This is a genomic window from Rhodococcus sp. FW305-130 (genome assembly GCF_058788335.1).
Map to the genome: position 1 here is coordinate 453713 of NZ_JBYTAP010000002.1, position 19372 is coordinate 473084.

18 protein-coding genes are annotated in these 19372 nt (G+C 64.7%); 13 read left to right on the top strand and 5 right to left on the bottom strand.

The genetic code is table 11. The features are described 5' to 3' along the window. Nucleotides 1–1308 carry an outer membrane protein assembly factor BamB family protein gene (locus tag AC3WQS_RS08275; RefSeq protein WP_070386919.1) on the bottom strand — a complete coding sequence of 436 codons (1308 nt, stop codon included), beginning with the start codon at nucleotides 1306–1308 and terminating at the stop codon, nucleotides 1–3. Nucleotides 1309–1445: 137 nt separating this feature from the next. Here AC3WQS_RS08275 and AC3WQS_RS08280 point away from each other — a divergent pair, with 137 nt between their 5' ends. Then, nucleotides 1446–2210 carry an acyltransferase gene (locus tag AC3WQS_RS08280; protein WP_019747901.1) on the top strand — a complete coding sequence of 255 codons (765 nt, stop codon included), beginning with the start codon at nucleotides 1446–1448 and terminating at the stop codon, nucleotides 2208–2210. Nucleotides 2211–2307: 97 nt separating this feature from the next. Next, nucleotides 2308–2943, top strand: coding sequence for a maleylpyruvate isomerase family mycothiol-dependent enzyme (locus tag AC3WQS_RS08285; RefSeq protein ID WP_019747902.1), 636 nt, complete (start codon nucleotides 2308–2310; stop codon nucleotides 2941–2943). Between the two features lie 10 nt (nucleotides 2944–2953). Here the strand turns inward: AC3WQS_RS08285 and AC3WQS_RS08290 are convergent, their stop codons facing one another. Genes AC3WQS_RS08290 through AC3WQS_RS08300 form a run of 3 tightly spaced genes read right to left on the bottom strand, consistent with a single transcriptional unit; the run spans nucleotide 2954 to nucleotide 6554 of the window. After that, complete coding sequence (locus AC3WQS_RS08290; protein ID WP_020969294.1) at nucleotides 2954–4198, bottom strand: glycosyltransferase family 4 protein; 1245 nt, start codon at nucleotides 4196–4198, stop codon at nucleotides 2954–2956. Next, the gene (locus AC3WQS_RS08295; protein WP_492712715.1) at nucleotides 4195–5730 is read right to left on the bottom strand and encodes a 1,4-alpha-glucan branching protein domain-containing protein; all 1536 of its coding nucleotides are present in this window, start codon (nucleotides 5728–5730) and stop codon (nucleotides 4195–4197) included. The genes AC3WQS_RS08290 and AC3WQS_RS08295 overlap by 4 nt, the downstream gene beginning before the upstream one ends. A 29-nt stretch (nucleotides 5731–5759) precedes the next feature. Continuing rightward, entirely contained in the window at nucleotides 5760–6554 is a 795-nt protein-coding gene (locus AC3WQS_RS08300; protein WP_044479608.1) for a class I SAM-dependent methyltransferase, read from the bottom strand. 271 nt (nucleotides 6555–6825) lie between these two features. On the opposite strand from AC3WQS_RS08300, the gene AC3WQS_RS08305 reads away from it, so the two are divergent. The 9 genes from AC3WQS_RS08305 to AC3WQS_RS08345 all read left to right on the top strand — a co-directional run bounded on the left by AC3WQS_RS08305 (nucleotide 6826) and on the right by AC3WQS_RS08345 (nucleotide 16615). Further along, complete coding sequence (locus AC3WQS_RS08305) at nucleotides 6826–7626, top strand: electron transfer flavoprotein subunit beta/FixA family protein (protein WP_019747906.1); 801 nt, start codon at nucleotides 6826–6828, stop codon at nucleotides 7624–7626. 48 nt (nucleotides 7627–7674) lie between these two features. Further along, a complete protein-coding gene (locus AC3WQS_RS08310; protein WP_046378376.1) occupies nucleotides 7675–8631 on the top strand; it encodes an electron transfer flavoprotein subunit alpha/FixB family protein in 957 nt (318 codons plus the stop codon). Nucleotides 8632–8766: 135 nt separating this feature from the next. Continuing rightward, entirely contained in the window at nucleotides 8767–9603 is an 837-nt protein-coding gene (locus AC3WQS_RS08315; protein WP_029255099.1) for a GNAT family N-acetyltransferase, read from the top strand. Next, on the top strand, nucleotides 9603–10502 hold the full coding sequence (locus tag AC3WQS_RS08320) for a lysophospholipid acyltransferase family protein (RefSeq protein WP_445387834.1): 900 nt from the start codon (nucleotides 9603–9605) through the stop codon (nucleotides 10500–10502). Before AC3WQS_RS08315 ends, AC3WQS_RS08320 begins: the two co-directional genes overlap by 1 nt. 52 nt (nucleotides 10503–10554) lie before the next feature. Beyond that, on the top strand, nucleotides 10555–11784 hold the full coding sequence (locus tag AC3WQS_RS08325; RefSeq protein WP_020907247.1) for a cysteine desulfurase family protein: 1230 nt from the start codon (nucleotides 10555–10557) through the stop codon (nucleotides 11782–11784). Next, nucleotides 11784–12896 carry a tRNA 2-thiouridine(34) synthase MnmA gene (mnmA, locus tag AC3WQS_RS08330; protein ID WP_003944736.1) on the top strand — a complete coding sequence of 371 codons (1113 nt, stop codon included), beginning with the start codon at nucleotides 11784–11786 and terminating at the stop codon, nucleotides 12894–12896. Before AC3WQS_RS08325 ends, mnmA begins: the two co-directional genes overlap by 1 nt. Further along, the gene (locus AC3WQS_RS08335) at nucleotides 12893–13915 is read left to right on the top strand and encodes a methionine synthase (protein ID WP_492712708.1); all 1023 of its coding nucleotides are present in this window, start codon (nucleotides 12893–12895) and stop codon (nucleotides 13913–13915) included. The genes mnmA and AC3WQS_RS08335 overlap by 4 nt, the downstream gene beginning before the upstream one ends. An 82-nt stretch (nucleotides 13916–13997) precedes the next feature. Continuing rightward, on the top strand, nucleotides 13998–16079 hold the full coding sequence (ligA, locus tag AC3WQS_RS08340) for an NAD-dependent DNA ligase LigA (protein ID WP_249346452.1): 2082 nt from the start codon (nucleotides 13998–14000) through the stop codon (nucleotides 16077–16079). Between the two features lie 47 nt (nucleotides 16080–16126). Then, on the top strand, nucleotides 16127–16615 hold the full coding sequence (locus AC3WQS_RS08345; protein WP_019747912.1) for a GNAT family N-acetyltransferase: 489 nt from the start codon (nucleotides 16127–16129) through the stop codon (nucleotides 16613–16615). Nucleotides 16616–16628: 13 nt separating this feature from the next. On the opposite strand, the gene AC3WQS_RS08350 is transcribed toward AC3WQS_RS08345, so the two are convergent. Beyond that, the gene (locus AC3WQS_RS08350; RefSeq protein WP_020969299.1) at nucleotides 16629–17279 is read right to left on the bottom strand and encodes an ACT domain-containing protein; all 651 of its coding nucleotides are present in this window, start codon (nucleotides 17277–17279) and stop codon (nucleotides 16629–16631) included. A gap of 301 nt (nucleotides 17280–17580) precedes the next feature. Here AC3WQS_RS08350 and gatC point away from each other — a divergent pair, with 301 nt between their 5' ends. Then, nucleotides 17581–17880 (top strand): Asp-tRNA(Asn)/Glu-tRNA(Gln) amidotransferase subunit GatC, encoded by a 300-nt coding sequence (gatC, locus tag AC3WQS_RS08355; RefSeq protein WP_003944747.1) that lies wholly within the window; start codon nucleotides 17581–17583, stop codon nucleotides 17878–17880. After that, entirely contained in the window at nucleotides 17877–19355 is a 1479-nt protein-coding gene (gene gatA, locus AC3WQS_RS08360) for an Asp-tRNA(Asn)/Glu-tRNA(Gln) amidotransferase subunit GatA (RefSeq protein WP_019747914.1), read from the top strand. The genes gatC and gatA overlap by 4 nt, the downstream gene beginning before the upstream one ends. Nucleotides 19356–19372: the final 17 nt, after the last annotated feature.

Genomic DNA, 19372 nt, shown 5'->3' on the forward strand with positions numbered 1-19372 from the left:
TCACTTGAAGACGAACAGCTCACCGATTGCGCTGGGCGTCAACACTTCGCCCTTGGGGCCGATCGAGGTGCCGACGGTGAAGCCCACTGCTCCCGGCAACGTGTCCTGATCCACCGTCTCACCGGTTTCGGTGTCGAAGGTGATCAGGCTCAGTCCGTTCTCACCCTCACGGACGACGGTGTATCCGGTGTTGCCGGCGGTCTGCGCCGGAACACCCAGTTGCAGAAGGTCTTTACGTTCCCAGGCCAGTTCGGCGTGATCTCCCTCGTCGCGCACGGCAAGGAGGTGGCCCTTGTCGCCGCCGGCGGGAATGATCAAACCGTCGTCGGACGTCGAGGCACTACCGGCCGAGTTGAAGCCGATGTCGTAACTCCACCTGGTGTCACCGGTTTCGGCGTTCACTGCCCAGAGAGATCCGTTGTTGTCGGTGGCGTACACGGTCTTGCCGTCCTTCGACAGGTCCGGGCTCGACGCCGTTCCACCGGGAAGCGCGTCGGTGGACCACTCGCGGGTGATGGACGGATTGTCGCCGCCCGTGTACTTCATGGCGACCAGATCGGCTGCCTGAGAACTGGGTCCGTAGAAGGTGAAGTAGAACTTGCCGGTGCCCAGGTCCACTGCCGGCGTATTGGCCACCGGGCAGCCGGACGTGCCGAGGAAGCACTCGTTCAAACCCTTGTTGTCGGGAATGAGTTCTGCATTTGCGCCCTGGTCGATCGACGGCGGCGGGATCAGGTCGAACGACGGAACCACTTTGGCGCCGGTCTGCGGGTCGAGCACGTTGATCTGACCCAATTGGGTGATGAACAACAGGTTTCCGTCGCCGGTGAACTGCGACGAGAGAGGAGTGCCCACAACGAGCGTGCGCCAACGCAATTGACCAGTCTCGGTGAAGGACATCATCGCGCCGCTCTCACCGACGTAGACATTGGTGGCCGTGTCGACGATGGGCGTGGACGCGACTACTCCGTCGTTGAGTCGAGCGCACCACTTCTTGCGACCCGTATCCATCTGGAACGAGAAGAGATTGCAGCCGTTCTCGGTGCGGGCGGTGACGAAGCTCTGGCCGTTCGCGGCCACCGAGGCGTACGCGGCAACCGGACCGCCGAGAGGGCGTGACCATGCGAACTCGACATCGCGTGATCCGGTGACCGGGCTCGTGTCGCTGTTGCGGGCGTCGGCATGCATGGCCGGCCAACCCGCCGACGCGTACCGGTTCACCCGTCCGTCGTCGCTGCCGCAACCGGCGATCAGGGCCGCAGCGATCGCCGTCGACACCATCACGGACGACCGTAGGACCCGCCGCATCACAATCTCCCTGCCTTCACTTGATCAAGAGCCCTCGGTAACTGCACAAGCCCGGACCAGAGACTATCCCGACCGGGGCAACGTGACGGGGCACACCCCGAGGGTCGGTGAGTCGGCCCCACGTAGGCTGAACACTCATGACGAGCATGTGGGGCGCACCGTTGCGCACTCGATGGCGGGGATCACGCCGAGGCGACAGCGATCAGGCCAAGTTCTTGACGGTCGATTCCCTCAAATGGGTTCTGGCGAACAAGGCGTACACACCCTGGTATCTGGTGCGGTACTACCGTCTCGCCAAGTTCAAGATGGCCAACCCGCACGTGATCCTGCGCGGCATGGTGTTCCTCGGCAAGAACGTCGAAATCCATTCGACCCCCGACCTGTCCCGCCTCGAGATCGGGCGCTGGGTACACATCGGCGACGGCAACGCGATCCGTTGCCACGAAGGTTCGCTGCGCATCGGCGACAAGGTCGTCTTCGGCAAGGACAACGTCGTCAACACCTACCTCGACATCGAAATCGGTGCGTCGACGCTCGTAGCCGACTGGTGCTACATCTGCGACTTCGACCACCGCATGGACGACATCAACACACCGATCAAGGACCAGGGCATCGTCAAGGGCCCCGTCCGTATCGGCCCGGACACCTGGGTGGCAGCGAAGGTCACCGTGCTGCGAAATACCCGCGTCGGACGCGGTTGTGTGCTCGGTGCGCACGCCGTCGTCAAGGGAGACATCCCGGATTTCAGCATCGCGGTCGGCTCGCCTGCGAAGGCGGTCAAGAACCGCAAGTCCGATTGGGAAGCCGGCGCTGCCGATCGTGCGAAGTACATCGCGGCACTCGAGGACATCGCACGCAAGAAGGCTGCTGCGGACGCTGCCGACGCGTCGTCGACGTCGTAGCTCACTTTTTGGCAGAACCAGCGATTACTTTCGGCGCCGCCACCGGTCTGTATCGGTATCGGCGCCGAAAGTCTGCGCCGGTGAAAGGAGTGCCGACATGAGCGAACAGACACCCGAATGGGTCGTGGCGCAGCGCCGCGAACTGGTGGGATTTCTCGAAGGCCTGAGCGCGGAGCAGTGGAACGCGCCGACCCTGTGCGACGGGTGGCGGGTCCGCGAAGTGATCGCGCACATCACCATGCCCTACCGATACTCGGCGCCGCGATTCGTCGTGGAAATGGTCAAGTCACGCGGAAACTTCAACAAGATGTCGAATCGGCGAGCGCTCGCCGACGCGTCGGAAGTCGGTGAGCAACAACTGCTTGCCTCGCTTCGCGACAACGTCGCACACCCGTGGAAGCCGCCGGGCGGTGGCTTCGAGGGTGCACTCTCACACGACGTGATCCACGGTCAGGACATTCGCGTGGCACTCGGCGACGACTACGTGGTGCCCGAAGACCGGCTCACTCGTGTGCTCAGCGGACTCTCGCCCAAAACCGTGAAGTATTTCGGGACTGACCTCGACGGCGCTCGGTTGCGCGCCGACGACCGAGACTGGACGTACGGTGCCGGCGCCGAGGTTCACGGAGCGGCGCAGGACTTGTTGCTGGTGTTGTGTGGCCGGATGTTGCCACCAGGCCATCTGCTCGGGGATGCGAGTTCTCGCTTCACCGCGCCCCTCCCGACCCGCTGAGGTCAGCGCTTCATCGACCAGGGAGCGGCCGCTCGGGAATCTGCGGCCGCGCCAACGGCTGCCGCACCCGACGCTTTGCGCCCGCGTAGACGTGAGCAGTCTCCTCGGCGACCTGATGCCAGTCGAAGTCCGACGTCAGGCGTGCCCGGGCGGCCACTGCCCGTTCCTGCGCCCCGGCGGGATCGTCGAGAACCTCGCGGACCGCCGAGGTGAGCCCGGCGATGTCACCCGGTTGGAACGACATCCCGGTCACCCCGTCGACTACCGCTTCGCCCAGTCCGCCTGCGGTGGACGTGATCAGCGGAGTGCCGGCTGCCGCCGCTTCGAGGGCGATGATCCCGAACGGCTCGTAGCGCGACGGCAGGACGATGGCGTCCGCTCCGTGCAGCCAGCTGAGCAGTTCCGTGTGATCGAGGTTGCCGAGAAAGTCCACTGCCCGCGCGACGCGATGTGTGCGCGCCTGTTGGTAGAGCCAGGTGAACTGGGTGCCTTCGCCCGCGATCGCGAGGGTCGTGCCGGGGTGGCTACGACGGATTCGGGGGAGTGCCGCGATAGCGTCCTGCACACCCTTCTCGTATTCCAGGCGGCCGACGAAGAGGAGTTTCGGCGGCCCTGACCGCGGTCCACGTTCGCGAAAGCTCCACGTGGTCACGTCGATTCCGTTGCGGATGACAGTGATCGGCGGCAGCGTCGGACCGTAGAGTTCGGTCACTTCTTCCTGCATGGACGCCGAACAGGTTATGAGAGAGTCGGATTCGTTTGCCAGCCACCACTCGACCGAGTGGACCTGGCGGTTGATGCGTCCGGAGATCCAACCGCTGTGGCGACCCGCCTCGGTGGCATGAAGCGTGGAAACCAGTGGGACGTCATAGAATTCAGCCAAGGCGATCGCAGGATGTGCGACCAGCCAGTCGTGTGCGTGCACGACGTCCGGTTGCCAGCCCTCGCCCACTCCTGGCTTGTGCAGCGCCATCCCGGCGCGGACCATCGCGTGACCCATCGCGAGGGTCCACGCGAGCATGTCCTCGCCGAAGACGAAGTGTGCCGGGTCCTCGGCCACTGCGACGACAAGGACGCCTTCGGAGATGTGCGTGACCGTCGGGTGCGTCGACGCATCGGTGCCGGAGGGGCGGCGCGAGAGAACCACGACCTCGTGGCCTGCAGCCGCAAGCTCGGTGGCGAGATGGTGGACGTGTCGGCCGAGGCCGCCGACAACGACCGGTGGGTACTCCCACGAGACGATGAGAATCTTCACGACGCGCTCCCGTTCACCAGTTCTGTGTCAGGCAGACGGCGAGCATCCAGCCCCGGGAACAATCCGTCGGCGTGATTCCAGCCTTCGGCCAGCCGCTCGGCCACGGCATCGCGGCCGGAAACGAGCGCTTCGGAGATTTCCCTGGTCGCGTGGGCGTGCTTGTGTGCGCGTTCGCGGGCGTACCCCGCGGCCGAATCCTTGCTCACCATGAATGCCCAATCGCTCGAAACTGTCATCAGTGTCTCGCGAAGGACCTGATCGTTGACCCGGTTTCGCAGTTCCGGTCGGCCGGGTGCGTTGTCGCGGCCGCGAGACTTGTCCACGGTGGTGAGGGCGGTATCGACCACCTCGGAGTTCAGTTGCACGAGGTCGGACACCTGATCGCCGGCCCATACGCGCCAGTCTTTGCCCGATCCCCAGGACGAATCCTCGAGCTGAACGGGTTCGCCCACGTATCCCGATGCCTTGGCGTCGGCGAGGGTGCCGACGCGAATTCCGGCTTCCGGAAGCGCGCGCAGGAGCTTCTCGAGCCACTGCGGGCCTTCGTGCCACCAGTGCCCGAACAGTTCGGTGTCGAATGCTGCGACCACGAGGGCGTCGCGGCCGATGCGGGTGGATTCACTGCGCAGACGCGCCCGAACGGTTTCGACGAAGTCGGCGACGTGCTTGTCGACGGCGGCGGCGGCGAGTTCGGGGTCGTACGGCAACTTGTCGGCGGAGTCGACGGTCCGTCCGGTGACCCGCGACGGCTTGAGGCCCGTCTCGTGGTCGTAGGTGTGGAAATCGCGGTAAGCAGCGTGACCCGGATATCCGGATTTCGGGGACCAGACGCGGTAGCTGACCTGCAGGTCGCGGCCGAAGGCAACCACGTCGGATTCTCGAACCGGGCGACCGAGGGACGTGTCGCCGCGCAAGGCGGGACCGTCGACCATGAAGTGGGTGACGCCCGCTTCGGCGTACCCGCGCTCCATGCCCGGGGTGTACCCGCACTCGGGCCCCCAGATCCCGGTCGGAGCGTGGTTCCACCGGGCATGCGCGTCGGCGAGACCTTCGCGGAGGGAGAACGCACGCAAGCGAGGGTCGAGCAGCGGTTGGAACGGGTGGGCCAGCGGCCCGCCGAGAAGCTCGAAGGCCTCGCGGTCGATGAGGTCGCGGAACACGGGTGAGGCGCCGTGCTGCCAATGAGTCTCGAAATCTTCGAGAGCCGCTGCGGACGCTCGGTGTTCGCGCGCTCCGAGTTCGCGGTGCGCTGCGTCCGGCATGCCGGCGGCTTCATGTGCACGGATCTGCCAGTTGCCGAGCCAGTGATGCATGCCGGCGAGGCAGTGGGGATCGTCCAGCTGGGCCGCGAGCACCGGCGTGATTCCCAGCGTCAGCAGGTGCGATCGGCCCTCGTCGGCCAGGCGTCGTAGCGCGGCGGCGAGCGGAATGTACGACGCAGCCCAGGACTGGTAGATCCATTCCTCGCCGACGGGCCATCTGCCGTGGTTGGCGAGCCACGGCAGATGGGAGTGCAGAACCAGGGCGAACATCCCCGGTTCGGTGACGGGTGTTGCGTTACTCACTCGCCGGATTCCTTCACGGCAGTTTCCTTCACGGCGATAGCGACGAGGTCGAGGCTGTCGTCGATGTCGGGTTCGCTGATGCTGAAGTCGTCGACGGTGATGCCCTCGACATCGCGGGTGAGATCTTCGGGCCAGGGCTCACCGGCCAACGCGCGGTCGATCTGCGCGTTGATGAACGATCCGCCGTGCTTGGCGTCGAGTTCCTTCAGGCGTGAACCGTGGTGGACGCCGGTCATCAACTGAACGCGGAATCCGGCGTCTTCGAGCAATTCGGTCATTTCGGCGGCGTTGAGCTCACGAGTGTGGAAAGGGTTGAGCGGCGTGTCGCGGCCGGGGGAGAACGTGATCCGGTTGGGGGTACTGATCAGAAGTTCACCGCCGGGAGCGAGAACTCGGAAGCACTCGCGCAGGAACTGACCCTGATCCCACAGGTGCTCGATAACCTGGAAATTGACGACGACGTCAACCGAGTTGTCGGCCAGTGGAAGCTCGGCGAGGTTGCCGTGAAGCATCTCGACGCGGGGGTAGCGCGCACGAACGTGTTCGACCGCGGAGACGTCGTAGTCGAGGCCGGTAACCTTCGTTGCGACGTCCGCAATCATGTTGGCGCCGTAGCCTTCTCCGGATCCGGCCTCGAGGACTCGGCGGTCCGTGCAGCGCTCCAGAAGTGCGCGGTACACCACTTCGTGGCGTCGGAACCAGTAGTTCTCCTCGGGGATTCCTGGCACGGTTCGTTCGCCCGTCAAGGGCAGGGGTGCGTCCTCGTGGTTGCTGACACTCGTTTCACTCACCCGTGCGAGATTAGTGCCATCCGAGTAGAACGTGTTCGCCGTGGTCCAGATCACTGCTGTCAATTCCTGTTCGTGCCGTTATGGTGGACGAGGTTCCACGTTAAGTTACCCACCGGTAACTTAACGTGGGGTAATCTAACGCACAGCCGACGTGAACCGAGAAATTCGCCCGTGGGGAGACCTGTCGGACTCTCTTTTCGGACGCTCGGACTGCGCGAGCACCACAGACGATTTATCAGGTGAATTACACACAGGAGGTCGACGAAGACCCATGACGAATATCGTTGTTTTGATCAAGCAGGTCCCCGACACATGGTCCGAGCGCAAGCTGACCGACGGCGACTACACGCTTGACCGTGAAGCCGCTGACGCAGTCCTCGACGAGATCAACGAGCGCTCCGTCGAAGAAGCACTCCTCATCAAGGAAGCTCAGGGCGGTGAGGTAACGGTGCTGTCCGCAGGTCCCGACCGCGCCACCGACGCTATCCGCAAGGCTCTGTCGATGGGCGCCGACAAGGCCGTCCACATCAACGACCCGGCACTGCACGGCTCCGACGCGATCCAGACCGCATGGACGCTCGCTGCTGCTCTCGGACAGATCACCTTCGAGAACGACGAGCCTGCCGACCTGATCATCGCCGGCAACGAGGCCACCGACGGCCGCGTCGGCGCTGTTCCGGCCATCATCGCCGAGTACCTGGGCATCCCGCAGCTCACGCAGCTGCGCAAGGTCGTCGTCGCCGACGGCAAGATCACCGGTGAGCGCGAGACCGACGAGGGCGTCTTCGGCCTCGAGGCTTCGCTGCCCGCGATCGTCTCGGTCACCGAGAAGATCAACGAGCCGCGCTTCCCGTCCTTCAAGGGCATCATGGCCGCGAAGAAGAAGGAAGTTCTCGTTTACACGCTGGCCGACCTCGGAGTCGACCCGGAGACCGTCGGAGTTGCCAACGCCGGCACCACCGTGACGTCCTCCACCCCGAAGCCCCCCCGTACCGCTGGTGAGCGCATCGCCGACGAGGGAGACGGTGGCACCAAGATTGCCGCTTACCTCGTCAGCAACAAGGTCATCTGATCGCGCCCTTCTAGACATCCAGCAGAAGAACTCAGGGAGAGTTAAGTCATGGCAGAAGTACTTGTGCTCGTAGAGCACGCAGAGGGTGCGCTGAAGAAGGTCAGCACCGAACTCATCACCGCTGCACGCGCACTCGGTGAGCCGTCGGCAGTTGTCGCCGGCCCCGCGGGCACCGCAGCAAAGCTCGCCGAAGCTCTGGCAGCAGCCGGAGCCGAGAAGATCTACGTCGCCGAGTCCGACGACATCGACGGCTACCTCGTCACCCCCAAGGTCGACGTTCTCGCCGCTCTGGTCGAGTCCACCAGCCCGGCAGCAGTCATCACCGCAGCCGGCACCGAGGGCAAAGAGGTTGCCGGTCGTCTGGCCGCACGTCTGGGCTCCGGACTGCTGACCGACGTCATCGAGATCAAGGCTGACGGCACCGGCGTCCACTCCATCTTCGGTGGCGCGTTCACCGTCGAAGCCAAGGCCAACGGCGACGTTCCCGTCTACTCGGTTCGTCCGGGTGCAGTCGAGGCTGCTCCGCAGGCCGGCGCAGGCGAGCAGATCACCGTCGAGGTTCCGGCTCAGGACGAGAGTGCCGTCAAGGTCACCTCGCGTGAGCCCATTGTCGGCGGCGACCGCCCCGAGCTCACCGAGGCGTCGGTTGTCGTCTCCGGTGGACGTGGCGTCGGCAGCGCGGACAAGTTCTCCGTCGTCGAAGAGCTGGCCGATTCCCTCGGTGCTGCAGTCGGTGCTTCGCGTGCCGCTGTGGACTCGGGTTACTACCCCGGACAGTTCCAGGTCGGTCAGACCGGTAAGACGGTCTCCCCGCAGCTGTACATCGCGCTCGGCATTTCCGGTGCCATCCAGCACCGCGCCGGCATGCAGACGTCCAAGACCATCGTCGCGGTCAACAAGGACGAAGAGGCACCCATCTTCGAGATCGCCGACTTCGGCATCGTGGGCGACCTGTTCAACGTCGCACCGCAGCTCACCGAAGCTGTGAAGTCCCACAAGGGCTAAAAAGCACAAACTGCTGTGCGCCTTTATCAACCCCCCGCGGTTGATAAAGGCGCACAGTGCTTTATTCACCCGGCCTGCATCGGCATGTCACTTCGTCGATACCGAGACGCCGTTCGCGCTCGATAAACCTTGCGCATGACAATTACGTCAGTCCTTCGCTCCGCGAGTGACAATCTCGGCCGTGAGGTCGCCCAGCCGAGATATTCCCTGATCGTCTCCTCCGACCGCGAGCATCGTGTCGCAGCGCAGCGCCTTCGATACCGAGTGTTCGCCTCCGAGCCAGGCTTCTCCCTCCCGGCCTCGGCCGGGGTCTTCGAACTCGACGCCGACGGCTTCGACGAATTCTGTGATCATCTACTCGTTCGTGACAACATCACCGAGGAGTACGTCGGCTGCTACCGAATGTTGCCGCCGGATTCCGCTGCGGCGGCGGGTGGGTATTACACCGCAACCGAATTCGACATCTCCGCGCTCGATCCGGTGTCGAACAGGATCGTCGAAATGGGTCGCGCGTGCGTCGATCCCGCGCACCGCACCGGATCCGTCCTCAGCCTGATGTGGTCGGGCATTCTGCACTATCTCGAACTGACCGGATACGAGTGGGTGATGGGCTGCGTCTCCGTGCCCATCTTGCCGAGCCCCGATTCAATTGCCGGCGCCGATGTCCGCGGCGTCCGTGACTTCGTGATGAACAAACACGCCAGTCCGGGGTCGCGGCGGGTGACGCCACGAAACCCGGTGGTCCTCGGCGGTCTGACGCTCGACGAGATTGCCGCACCGGAACGCGTGACGATGCCGCCGTTGCTACGTGGCTACTTGCGGATGGGCGCGATGATCTGCGGGGAACCTGCTCACGATCCCGAGTTCGGTGTAGCCGATTTTGTTGCGCTGCAAGGCCTTCACTCCGCCAACAAGCGCTATCTGGAACGGCTGCGATCGGCGGCCGCCGCACACGAATCGGGGATCGGCTGATGACCGCGACGGTGCCGTACTGGGTGCCGACGAGCCCCTGCGGCGACGGGTGCCTACCTACGGACGCACCCGGTGTGTCGAGTATCACCGTGATGGCCCGCGGGGTCATGGTCGGCGCCGCACTGGTGACTGCGCCGGTGCTCTCCGCCGGCTGGCTGCTCCCGCGCACCTGGCGTACGGAGATGCAACGCGGATACTCGCGCGCGTTGCTGCGTTGTCTGGGAATGAAGCTCACGGTCGACGATCAGCGGTTGGGGCGCGCCGAACCGGCGGGCGTGATGGTTGTCGCCGGTCACGTGTCGTGGACCGACGTCCTCGTCGCGAGTGCCGTTGCCCCGGCCAACTTCGTCGCCCGTGCCGACCTGCTCGACTGGGCAGTGCTCGGTGGTCTCGCGCGCCGGATGCGCGTAGTGCCCATCGATCGCGCCCGACTGCGTGAACTTCCCGGAACCGTCGACGTCGTTCGCGAACGACTTCAGCGTGGTGTCCGCGTAATGGTGTTTCCCGAGGGAACGACCTGGTGCGGGCGGGCGTACGGAGGTTTTCGCCCGGCAATGTTCCAAGCTGCCGTCGACGCCGAATGCCCGGTTCAGCCGATGGCGATCCGCTACGAGAACGCCGACGGTTCCCTGTGCACCGGACCGTGCTTTGTCGGCACCGAAACTATCGGTCAGTCCATGCGTCGGATCCTGCGTCAGAAGAACGTCGAGGTGAAGGTCAGGCTGGCTCCCCTCGAGGAGGCAGGGGAGTGTCGAGTCGACCTCGCGCAGCGATGCGAGAGAGCCGTACGTGGCGTCGAAACCATCGATTTGGCAGCTCACGACATCTTCGACCCCGCACCGGAACTCGTGACACAAGCCGTGGGACAAATCGATACCTCCCCGGCAATGACCGCTTAGCCTGCTGAGCGAGGCTGGGCGAACTCTCGTGCTGGGCTATCCTTGTCAAGCCATGACTCTGCCTGCACCCAGTGCCCACGCCGGATTTCCGGTGTACCTCGATCATGCCGCCACGACTCCGATGTCGGCAGCCGCTATCGAGGCGATGACCGATACCTTCAAAACCGTGGGCAACGCGTCCTCGCTTCACGGTTCCGGCCGTGCGGCCCGGCGCCGCGTCGAGGAGTCGCGGGAATCGATCGCTGCCAGCCTGGGTGCGCGGCCTTCGGAGGTCATCTTCACCTCCGGCGGAACCGAGAGCGACAATCTCGCGGTCAAGGGCATCTACTGGGCTCGCCGTGACGCCGATCCGCGACGCACTCGCATCCTGGCCAGCTCCGTCGAGCATCATGCGGTGCTCGACGCCGTCGAGTGGCTCGAGCAGCACGAGGGCGCGCGCGTGACGTGGTTGCCGGTCGACGAGAACGGTGTCGTTGACCCGCAGACCTTGCGCGACGAGCTTTCCGTCCACGCCGACGAGGTAGCACTCGTTACGGTGATGTGGGCCAACAACGAGGTCGGCTCCATCATGCCGATCGTGGAGTTGGCGGAGATTTCGGCTGAGTTCGAGATTCCGATGCACAGCGACGCGGTTCAGGCCGTTGCGCAATTGCCGGTCGATTTCGCGGCGAGCAAGTTGTCCGCGCTGAGCATCGCGGCGCACAAGTTCGGTGGTCCGCACGGCGTCGGCGCACTGCTGCTCGGACGCCAGGTTCCGTGTGTGCCGCTCCTTCACGGCGGCGGACACGAACGTGATCTGCGTTCGGGCACTCCGGATACTGCGGGCGTTGTCGGGATGGCTGCGGCGCTGCGCGCAAACGTCGAGAACTTCGATTCCAGCACAAGGGAATTGGCGCAGTTGCGTGACCGTTTGATCGACGGAGTCCTGGAGATTCTTCCCGAGTCGGTGCTCAACGGCCCGACCGGATCCGATCGGCTTCCCGGTAACGCGCACTTCACCTTCCCCGGCTGCGAGGGCGATTCGTTGCTGATGCTGCTCGACGCCGCCGGTATCGAATGTTCCACCGGTTCGGCCTGCACCGCCGGTGTGGCCAGAGCCAGCCATGTCTTGATCGCGATGGGCGTCGAATCGCCCGTCGCGCGTGGCTCACTGAGATTTTCGCTCGGACATACGTCGAGTGTCACCGATGTGGACGCGCTGATCGCTGCGCTTCCACAAGTAGTAGAGCGCGCTCGGGCCGCCGGTCTTGCCGGTGCCGGTTCGCGTGGAGGGGATCGCTGATGCGAGTACTCGCAGCCATGAGCGGAGGTGTCGACTCCGCTGTCGCCGCCGCCCGCGCTGTTGCCGCCGGACATGACGTCGTCGGCGTTCATCTTGCGCTGTCCACGGCGCCGGGTGCATTGCGGACGGGTTCGCGTGGATGCTGCTCGAAGGAAGATGCCGGCGACGCCAGGCGCGCTGCCGACGTCCTCGGAATACCCTTCTACGTCTGGGATTTCGCCGATCGCTTCAAGGAAGACGTGATCGACGACTTCGTGGCGTCGTACGCAGCGGGTGAGACCCCCAATCCGTGCCTGCGGTGCAACGAGAAGATCAAGTTCACCGCACTGGCCGACCGTGCGGTCGCTCTCGGCTTCGATGCCGTGGCGACCGGTCACTACGCGCGCCTCGAAGACGGCGTCCTACGCCGGGCGGTCGACGCGGACAAGGACCAGTCGTATGTCCTCGGTGTGCTGACGGCCGATCAGCTTTCGCGCGCGATGTTCCCGATCGGTGACACACCGAAAGAACAGATCCGCGAGGAAGCCGCCGAGCGCGGTCTGGCTGTGGCGAACAAGCCTGACAGCCATGACATCTGCTTCATCCCGACCGGCGATACCCGAGCATTCCTGGGTGCGCGCATCGGCGTTCGTCCGGGAAGCGTCGTCGACGCCGATTCGGGTGAGGTCCTCGCTGCACACGACGGCGTACACGGCTTCACGATCGGACAGCGCAAGGGCCTCGGCGTCGAAGGTCCCGCAGGTGACGGCCGTCCGCGGTACGTGACCGCGATCGAGCCCGAAACCGGAACGGTGCGAGTCGGTTCGGCCAAGAATCTCGACGTCTGGGCCATCTCGGCCCAGCGCGCGATCTGGACCTCGGGCCAGGCGCCGGAAGGCCCCGTCGAGTGCATGGTGCAGGTTCGTGCGCACGGCGGACTGGCGCAGGCCGTCGCGGAGGCCGTCGACGACGGTACTTCGGGCGGCGGCATCTCCATTTCGTTGCGCGAACCACTGACCGGCGTCGCGAAGGGCCAGGCCGTCGTGCTGTATCGCCCCGACAGCGAACTGGGCGACCAGGTTCTCGGCAGTGGCACCATCTCCGGCACCGAATCCGAGCCGAACACACTGTGACACAGCAGGTTTCCATCGGTGGCCTCGTCACCGGAATCGGATCCTGGCCGGGCACGGACGCCCGCGAAAGCGCCGCAACCATCCTTGGCGAACTGGGCGGTTTCCCACACCTGGTGGAGTTGCCGAGCCGCGGTCTCGGCGCTGACATGGTCGGCCGAGCAGGCGCCATTCTGGTCGACATCAACCTCGACGCCTCGACCCGCGCCTATCGTGTCGTGCCTCGGCGGGGCAACGTCGCGAAGCGAGCCGAGGACTTCCTGAATCAGGATCTCGACGCACTCGAGGAAGCCTGGGAATCGGCCCGTCTGGTCGGCGGAGACCACGTCGTCAAGCTCCAAGCTGCCGGCCCGCTGACACTCGGCGCCGAGATCGAGGTTGCAAACGGTTCGCGAGTTCTCGTCGACCGTGGGGCACTCCGGGACATCGCCGAATCACTTGGTGAGGGGCTCGCGCGCCACGCCGCCGACGTCACTCGTCGTACCGGTGCCCGAGTGGTGATCCAATTGGACGAGCCGCAGATCGCGGCAGTGCTGGCCGGTTCACTACCCGGGCGCACCAAGATGGAGAGCGTTCCGGCTCTCCCGGAACCCGAGGCGCTCGCCGTTCTCGACTCGACGATCAGCGGTTGCGGACTGCCCACAATCGTCCACAGTTGCGGCGCCGACATGCCGTGGGATCTGCTGAGGCGAAGCCAGGCGTTCGGCGTGAGCTTCGACATGTCGCTCATCGGCTCACGTGATCTGGACGGCATCGGCCAGTTGTTCGACGCCGGCAAGGAATTGGCGCTCGGTCTGGTTCCTTCCGACCCGCCGGAAAAGCCGGTGACGTGGAAAGAGTGCGCGATGCCGGCCGTCACCCTGATCGATCGTCTCGGCTTCTCGCGTGAACTCCTGCAGAACCAGGTCGCGGTAACCCCAAGCTGTGGTCTTGCGGGTGCGAGCCTCGAGTGGAGTCGAGCCGCCCTTCGGTTGTGCACAGACGTCGGCAAGGCATTGGTGGACGATCCGTCGGCGTTCTGATGTGTTGCGTTCTGACGTGGAGTCGTGTGGTGTGTCGGTGTGAACCGATAATCTTCTAGCTGTGACTGAAACCGCGGATGCAATGCAGCCAGCGCCCAACGAGGCGCGCGAGCAGTGGACGGAGCTGGCCGAAGAGGTACGCCAGCATCAGTTCCGCTACTACGTTCGTGACGCGCCCGTCATTTCGGACGGTGCATTCGACACATTGCTCGGGCAGCTCAATGCTCTCGAAGAGCAGTACCCGGATCTGCGAACTCCCGACTCTCCGACGCAACTCGTCGGCGGCGGATTCGCGACGGACTTCACGTCCGTCGATCACCTCGAGCGGATGCTCAGCCTCGACAACGTCTTCGACGAGTCCGAACTCCGCGGATGGATCGCCAAGGTAGAGCAGGAAACCGGGCCGGAACTGCACTATCTGTGCGAAGTAAAAATCGACGGTGTCGCGCTCAATCTCGTCTACGAGAACGGCAAACTCGTGCGTGCCGCAACCCGCGGCGACGGTCGTACGGGCGAGCTGGTCACTCTCAATGCCCTGACGATCAACGACATCCCGGAGCGGCTCACCGCTACGGACGAATACCCGATTCCAACCTTGCTCGAGGTGCGAGGAGAGGTGTTCTTCCGCCTCGAGGACTTCGCGGCACTCAATGCCTCCCTCGTGGAGGAGGGTAAGGCGCCGTTCGCCAATCCGCGCAACTCTGCGGCGGGCTCCCTGCGTCAGAAGAATCCTGCCGTCACCGCGCGTCGTCGCCTCGGCATGATCTGCCACGGGTTCGGGCGCATGGAAGGTTTCGAGCCGGCTTCGCAGTACGACGCCTACGTGGCCCTCGCCGCCTGGGGGCTGCCGGTGTCCACGCACACCTCGCGGGTGGTTGGCGCCGACGCCGTGGTCGAGAAGATGAAGTACTGGGGAGAACATCGCCACGACGTCGAGCACGAGATCGACGGGTTGGTGGTCAAGGTCGACGAGATGTCGTTGCATCGACGTCTGGGCACCACGTCTCGCGCACCGCGGTGGGCGATCGCGTACAAGTACCCGCCGGAAGAGGTCACGACCAAGCTCCTCGACATCCGGGTCAGTGTCGGCCGTACGGGTCGCGTGACGCCGTTCGCGTACATGGAACCCGTCACGGTGGCGGGTTCCACTGTGTCCTTGGCCACGCTGCACAACGGATCCGAGGTCAAACGCAAGGGTGTGCTGATCGGCGACACCGTGGTGTTGCGTAAGGCCGGAGATGTGATTCCCGAGGTCCTCGGACCCGTGGCAGACGTGCGCGACGGTACCGAGCGCGAGTTCGTGATGCCGACGCATTGCCCCGAGTGCGGCACGTTGTTGGCACCCGCGAAAGAGGGCGACGTCGACGTGCGATGCCCTAATCAGCAGTACTGCCCGGCGCAGTTGCGCGAGCGCGTGTTCCACGTCTCGGGGCGCGGAGCATTCGACATCGAGGTGCTCGGTTACGAGGCCGCGACCGGGCTGCTGGAGGCGAAGGTCATCGGTGACGAGGGTGATCTCTTTTCACTCGACGCCGAGAAACTGATCGAGGTTCCCATCTTCCGCACCAATGCGGGAGCCCTGTCTGCCAACGGAAAACGCTTGCTGGCCAACCTGGATTCGGCCAAGGACAAGCCGTTGTGGAGAGTGCTTGTGGCACTGTCGATTCGGCACGTCGGCCCCACTGCTGCGAGGGCGTTGGCCGGCGAATTCGGTTCGCTGCAACGTATTCGGGAAGCGTCGGTCGACGAGTTGGCTGCAGTCGACGGTGTCGGATCCACAATCGCCGCCGCTGTCGTGGAGTGGTTCTCCGTCGACTGGCACCAGCAGATCGTCGACAAGTGGGCTTCGGCCGGAGTGCGTATGGAGGACGAGCGAGACGACTCGATTCCGCGCAATCTCGAGGGTCTCTCGATCGTCGTCACCGGTTCGCTCGAGACGTACTCGCGAGATCAGGCGAAGGAAGCGATTCTGGTGCGCGGCGGTAAGGCGGCTGGGTCGGTCTCGAAGAAGACTGCGTTTGTCGTCGTCGGTGAAGCGCCCGGTTCCAAGCATGACAAGGCAGTCGAATTGGGTGTGCCGGTGCTCGACGAAGACGGCTTCCGGCGGTTGCTCGAAGATGGCCCGGATGCGGTCGCTCCCACCGATTTGGACGAATCAGAGTGACTTTGTCCGATTTCTGAGATTGGTGTGCTGGGTGCGATAGTGACGCCATGATCGAGATTCGTGAAGTTCTACCGGCTGAGTTCGAGACCGTCGGGGAACTGACTGTGCAGTCGTACGTGGGTGGCGGATTTGTCGCCGGCGGATCCCCGTACGCGGAGCGCCTGCGAGACACCGCAACTCGGGTGGAGCAGGGGCGGGTGCTGGTTGCCGTTCTCGGCGAAGAGGTCGTGGGTTCTTTGACGATCGCCGAACCCGGCACGCCCTTCGCGGATGTTGCGCAGAAGGGCGAACTCGAGTTCCGCATGCTCGCGGTCTCGCCGCAGGCTCGGGGATCGGGCGCCGGAACCGCATTGGTTCGCGCAGTGATCGCCGAAGCCTACGACCGAGGCGATCACTCGGTGGTCATCTCGACGCAGCCCGAGATGGTCGATGCTCGTCGTATCTACGACCGCAACGGGTTCGTCCCCGATCCGGAGCGCGCGTGGGAGCCGATTCGCGGTATGGAGCTGACGGTCATGGTTCGCGGTCTGGCCTGATTACCCAGCCTGGTCAGCCCAGCACTGTCGCGACGATTCCGGCGAGATAGCCGAGGCGGGCTATCTCCGAAGGGCGAAATTCGGGTCCTCCGGGACGACCGAGCATGAGGACGCGATTGCCGGAGCCGAGCGGTGCGGCAGCGAGGCTGGTGTTCATCTCTCGCCAGACGTCCGGAACCCAGTCGGCCTCGCCGTCGAGGGCGGTGGGCTTGTCCAGTGGCATCCACGGAATGTCGGTGGCATGGGTTTCCGGCGCACCGGCGCTACCGACGACGCGGTACGCACCGTGCTTGCCGATGTCCGCGACGACGCACCAGCCGACTCGCAGTACACGCGGCGCGCCGTCGACGAGGACCTGTAGTCGATCGTTTCGGGCTGTCGCAACGGAATCGATGAGTTCGAGCTCACGATGGGTGTCGAGAATCCCGGCGTAGGGGCGGATCGAATCGACCAGCACGTCGGGCAGATGCTCGGCAGCGGTGATCAAGGTGTCGGGCAGTGCTCCGGGTTCGACGTCGACCACGAGGTCGTCGATGGCAAAACCGTCGCCTCGCTCCACGACGTCGAGGGAGAGGATGTCTGCGCCCACGGATCCGAGAGCTACGGCGAGCGCGCCGAGGCTGCCGGGTCGGTCGGGCAGTTGGACGCGAAGCAGGTACGACACGTGCGTGCCTTTCGCTGATCGGTTCTCGCCCGGATCACGTCGACCCGGGCCACACCCATCTTTGCACTTGCTCAGCACGCGTTGGTGGGCGCCGCGGCGGGGTCACACCGGGTGCACATGCTTGTCACACGAGCGAAACACGAGGTGGATTCGACGTGGCGGTGGACACAGTAGGCGTGCGTACCGGTCGACACAGCAGGCGTGATTACAGGGACACAGCAGGCGTGCTTACAGGTCTGTCGCGGCGAGCAACTAGGCTGGACCGGCAATGTTCACGTCCTCTTCCGAAAGGGGCCCCGCGGTGCCTGCCATCTCCCGTGACGAGGTCGCGCACCTCGCGCGGCTGTCCAGACTCGCCCTGTCCGATGCCGAACTCGACGAGTTCGCCGGTCAGTTGGATTCGATTCTCAACCACGTCAAGGTGGTCACCGAGGTTGCGGCCGACGACGTCCCGCCCATGGCGAACCCCAATGCCGTCACCAACGTGACGCGCCCCGACGTGATCGTGCCCGGGTTGACCCCCGAGCAGGCATTGTCCGGAGCACCCGCAGTCGAACAGGATCGCTTTGCGGTTCCGCAGATCCTTGGAGAGGGCGAATGACCGATCTGACCACGCTGGACGCCGCTGAGCTGGCCGGCAAGATCCACTCGCGTGAGGTGTCCTCGGTAGAGGTCACGCAGGCGCATCTCGACCGCATCGCTGCCGTCGACACCGAGTACCACGCCTTCCTGCACGTTGCCGGTGAACAGGCTCTCGAAGCCGCCGCAGCAGTGGACAACTCGCTCGCAGGCGGAAACGAACCCGCTTCGGCACTCGCCGGAGTTCCGATTGCGTTGAAGGACATCTTCACAACGACGGACATGCCGACCACCTGTGCGTCGAAGATTCTCGAAGGCTGGGTTGCGCCGTACGACGCGACCCTGACGAGCAAGCTTCGCGCTGCGGGCATCCCGATCCTCGGCAAGACGAACCTCGACGAATTTGCGATGGGCTCCTCCACGGAGAACTCCGCATTCGGTCCGACGCGTAACCCGTGGGATGTCACCCGCATCCCCGGCGGATCCGGTGGTGGTAGCGCTGCAGCGCTCGCGTCGCGTCAGGCCCCGTTGGCCATCGGCACCGACACCGGAGGGTCGATCCGTCAGCCCGCTGCGGTCACCGCGACGGTCGGAACCAAGCCGACGTACGGAACTGTCTCGCGCTTCGGGCTCGTCGCGTGCGCCTCCTCGCTCGATCAGGGTGGCCCCTGTGGTCGCACCGTGCTCGACACCGCTCTGCTGCACGAGGTCATCGCCGGGCACGATCCGCGTGACTCCACGTCCATCGACGCCCCCGTGCGTCCGGTGGTCGCTGCGGCACGTGAAGGTGCAGTCGGCGACCTGCGCGGCGTCAAAGTCGGTGTGGTCAAGGAACTTCACTCCGACAGCTACCAGCCCGGCGTCATCGCTTCCTTCGACGCTGCTGTCGAGCAACTCAAGGCTTTGGGCGCCGAAGTTGTCGAGGTTTCGTGCCCGAGCTTCGAGCATGCGCTCGCGTCGTACTACCTGGTGCTGCCCAGTGAGGTCTCGTCCAACCTGGCCCGCTTCGACGCCATGCGCTACGGACTGCGGGTCGACGAAGGCAACATGAGTGCCGACCAGGTCATGGCGGCAACCCGCGCCGCCGGTTTCGGCCCGGAGGTCAAGCGCCGCATCATGATCGGTACTTACGCACTGTCCTCGGGCTACTACGACGCCTACTACGGTTCGGCGCTCAAGGTTCGTACCCTCATCGCACGCGATTTCGACAAGGCCTACGAGAAGGTAGACGTACTGGTCTCGCCGACCAGCCCGTTCACGCCGTGGAAGTTGGGGGAGAAGGTCGGCGATCCGTTGGCCATGTACCTCTCCGACCTGTGCACGCTGCCGACCAACCTGGCCGGACACTGCGCGATGTCGGTGCCATCGGGTCTGTCCGCGGACGACAACCTGCCGGTGGGCTTGCAGATCATGGCGCCCGCCATGGCTGACGAGCGCCTCTACCGTGTCGGTGCCGCGTACGAAGCTGCTCGCGGCCCGATTGCAACTGCAGTCTGACCTGTTTGCTGTGCGCC

What these genes read in the sequence shown, in the direction of transcription:
- AC3WQS_RS08325 (WP_020907247.1), top strand. Translation starts at nt 10,555, where the DNA reads ATGACTCTGCCTGCACCCAGTGCCCACGCCGGATTTCCGGTGTACCTC.
- AC3WQS_RS08295 (WP_492712715.1), bottom strand. Translation starts at nt 5,730, where the DNA reads ATGTTCGCCCTGGTTCTGCACTCCCATCTGCCGTGGCTCGCCAACCAC.
- AC3WQS_RS08320 (WP_445387834.1), top strand. Translation starts at nt 9,603, where the DNA reads ATGACCGCGACGGTGCCGTACTGGGTGCCGACGAGCCCCTGCGGCGAC.
- ligA (WP_249346452.1), top strand. Translation starts at nt 13,998, where the DNA reads ATGCAGCCAGCGCCCAACGAGGCGCGCGAGCAGTGGACGGAGCTGGCC.
- AC3WQS_RS08285 (WP_019747902.1), top strand. Translation starts at nt 2,308, where the DNA reads ATGAGCGAACAGACACCCGAATGGGTCGTGGCGCAGCGCCGCGAACTG.
- mnmA (WP_003944736.1), top strand. Translation starts at nt 11,784, where the DNA reads ATGCGAGTACTCGCAGCCATGAGCGGAGGTGTCGACTCCGCTGTCGCC.
- gatA (WP_019747914.1), top strand. Translation starts at nt 17,877, where the DNA reads ATGACCGATCTGACCACGCTGGACGCCGCTGAGCTGGCCGGCAAGATC.
- AC3WQS_RS08280 (WP_019747901.1), top strand. Translation starts at nt 1,446, where the DNA reads ATGACGAGCATGTGGGGCGCACCGTTGCGCACTCGATGGCGGGGATCA.
- AC3WQS_RS08345 (WP_019747912.1), top strand. Translation starts at nt 16,127, where the DNA reads ATGATCGAGATTCGTGAAGTTCTACCGGCTGAGTTCGAGACCGTCGGG.
- AC3WQS_RS08275 (WP_070386919.1), bottom strand. Translation starts at nt 1,308, where the DNA reads ATGCGGCGGGTCCTACGGTCGTCCGTGATGGTGTCGACGGCGATCGCT.
- AC3WQS_RS08305 (WP_019747906.1), top strand. Translation starts at nt 6,826, where the DNA reads ATGACGAATATCGTTGTTTTGATCAAGCAGGTCCCCGACACATGGTCC.
- AC3WQS_RS08310 (WP_046378376.1), top strand. Translation starts at nt 7,675, where the DNA reads ATGGCAGAAGTACTTGTGCTCGTAGAGCACGCAGAGGGTGCGCTGAAG.
- AC3WQS_RS08315 (WP_029255099.1), top strand. Translation starts at nt 8,767, where the DNA reads ATGACAATTACGTCAGTCCTTCGCTCCGCGAGTGACAATCTCGGCCGT.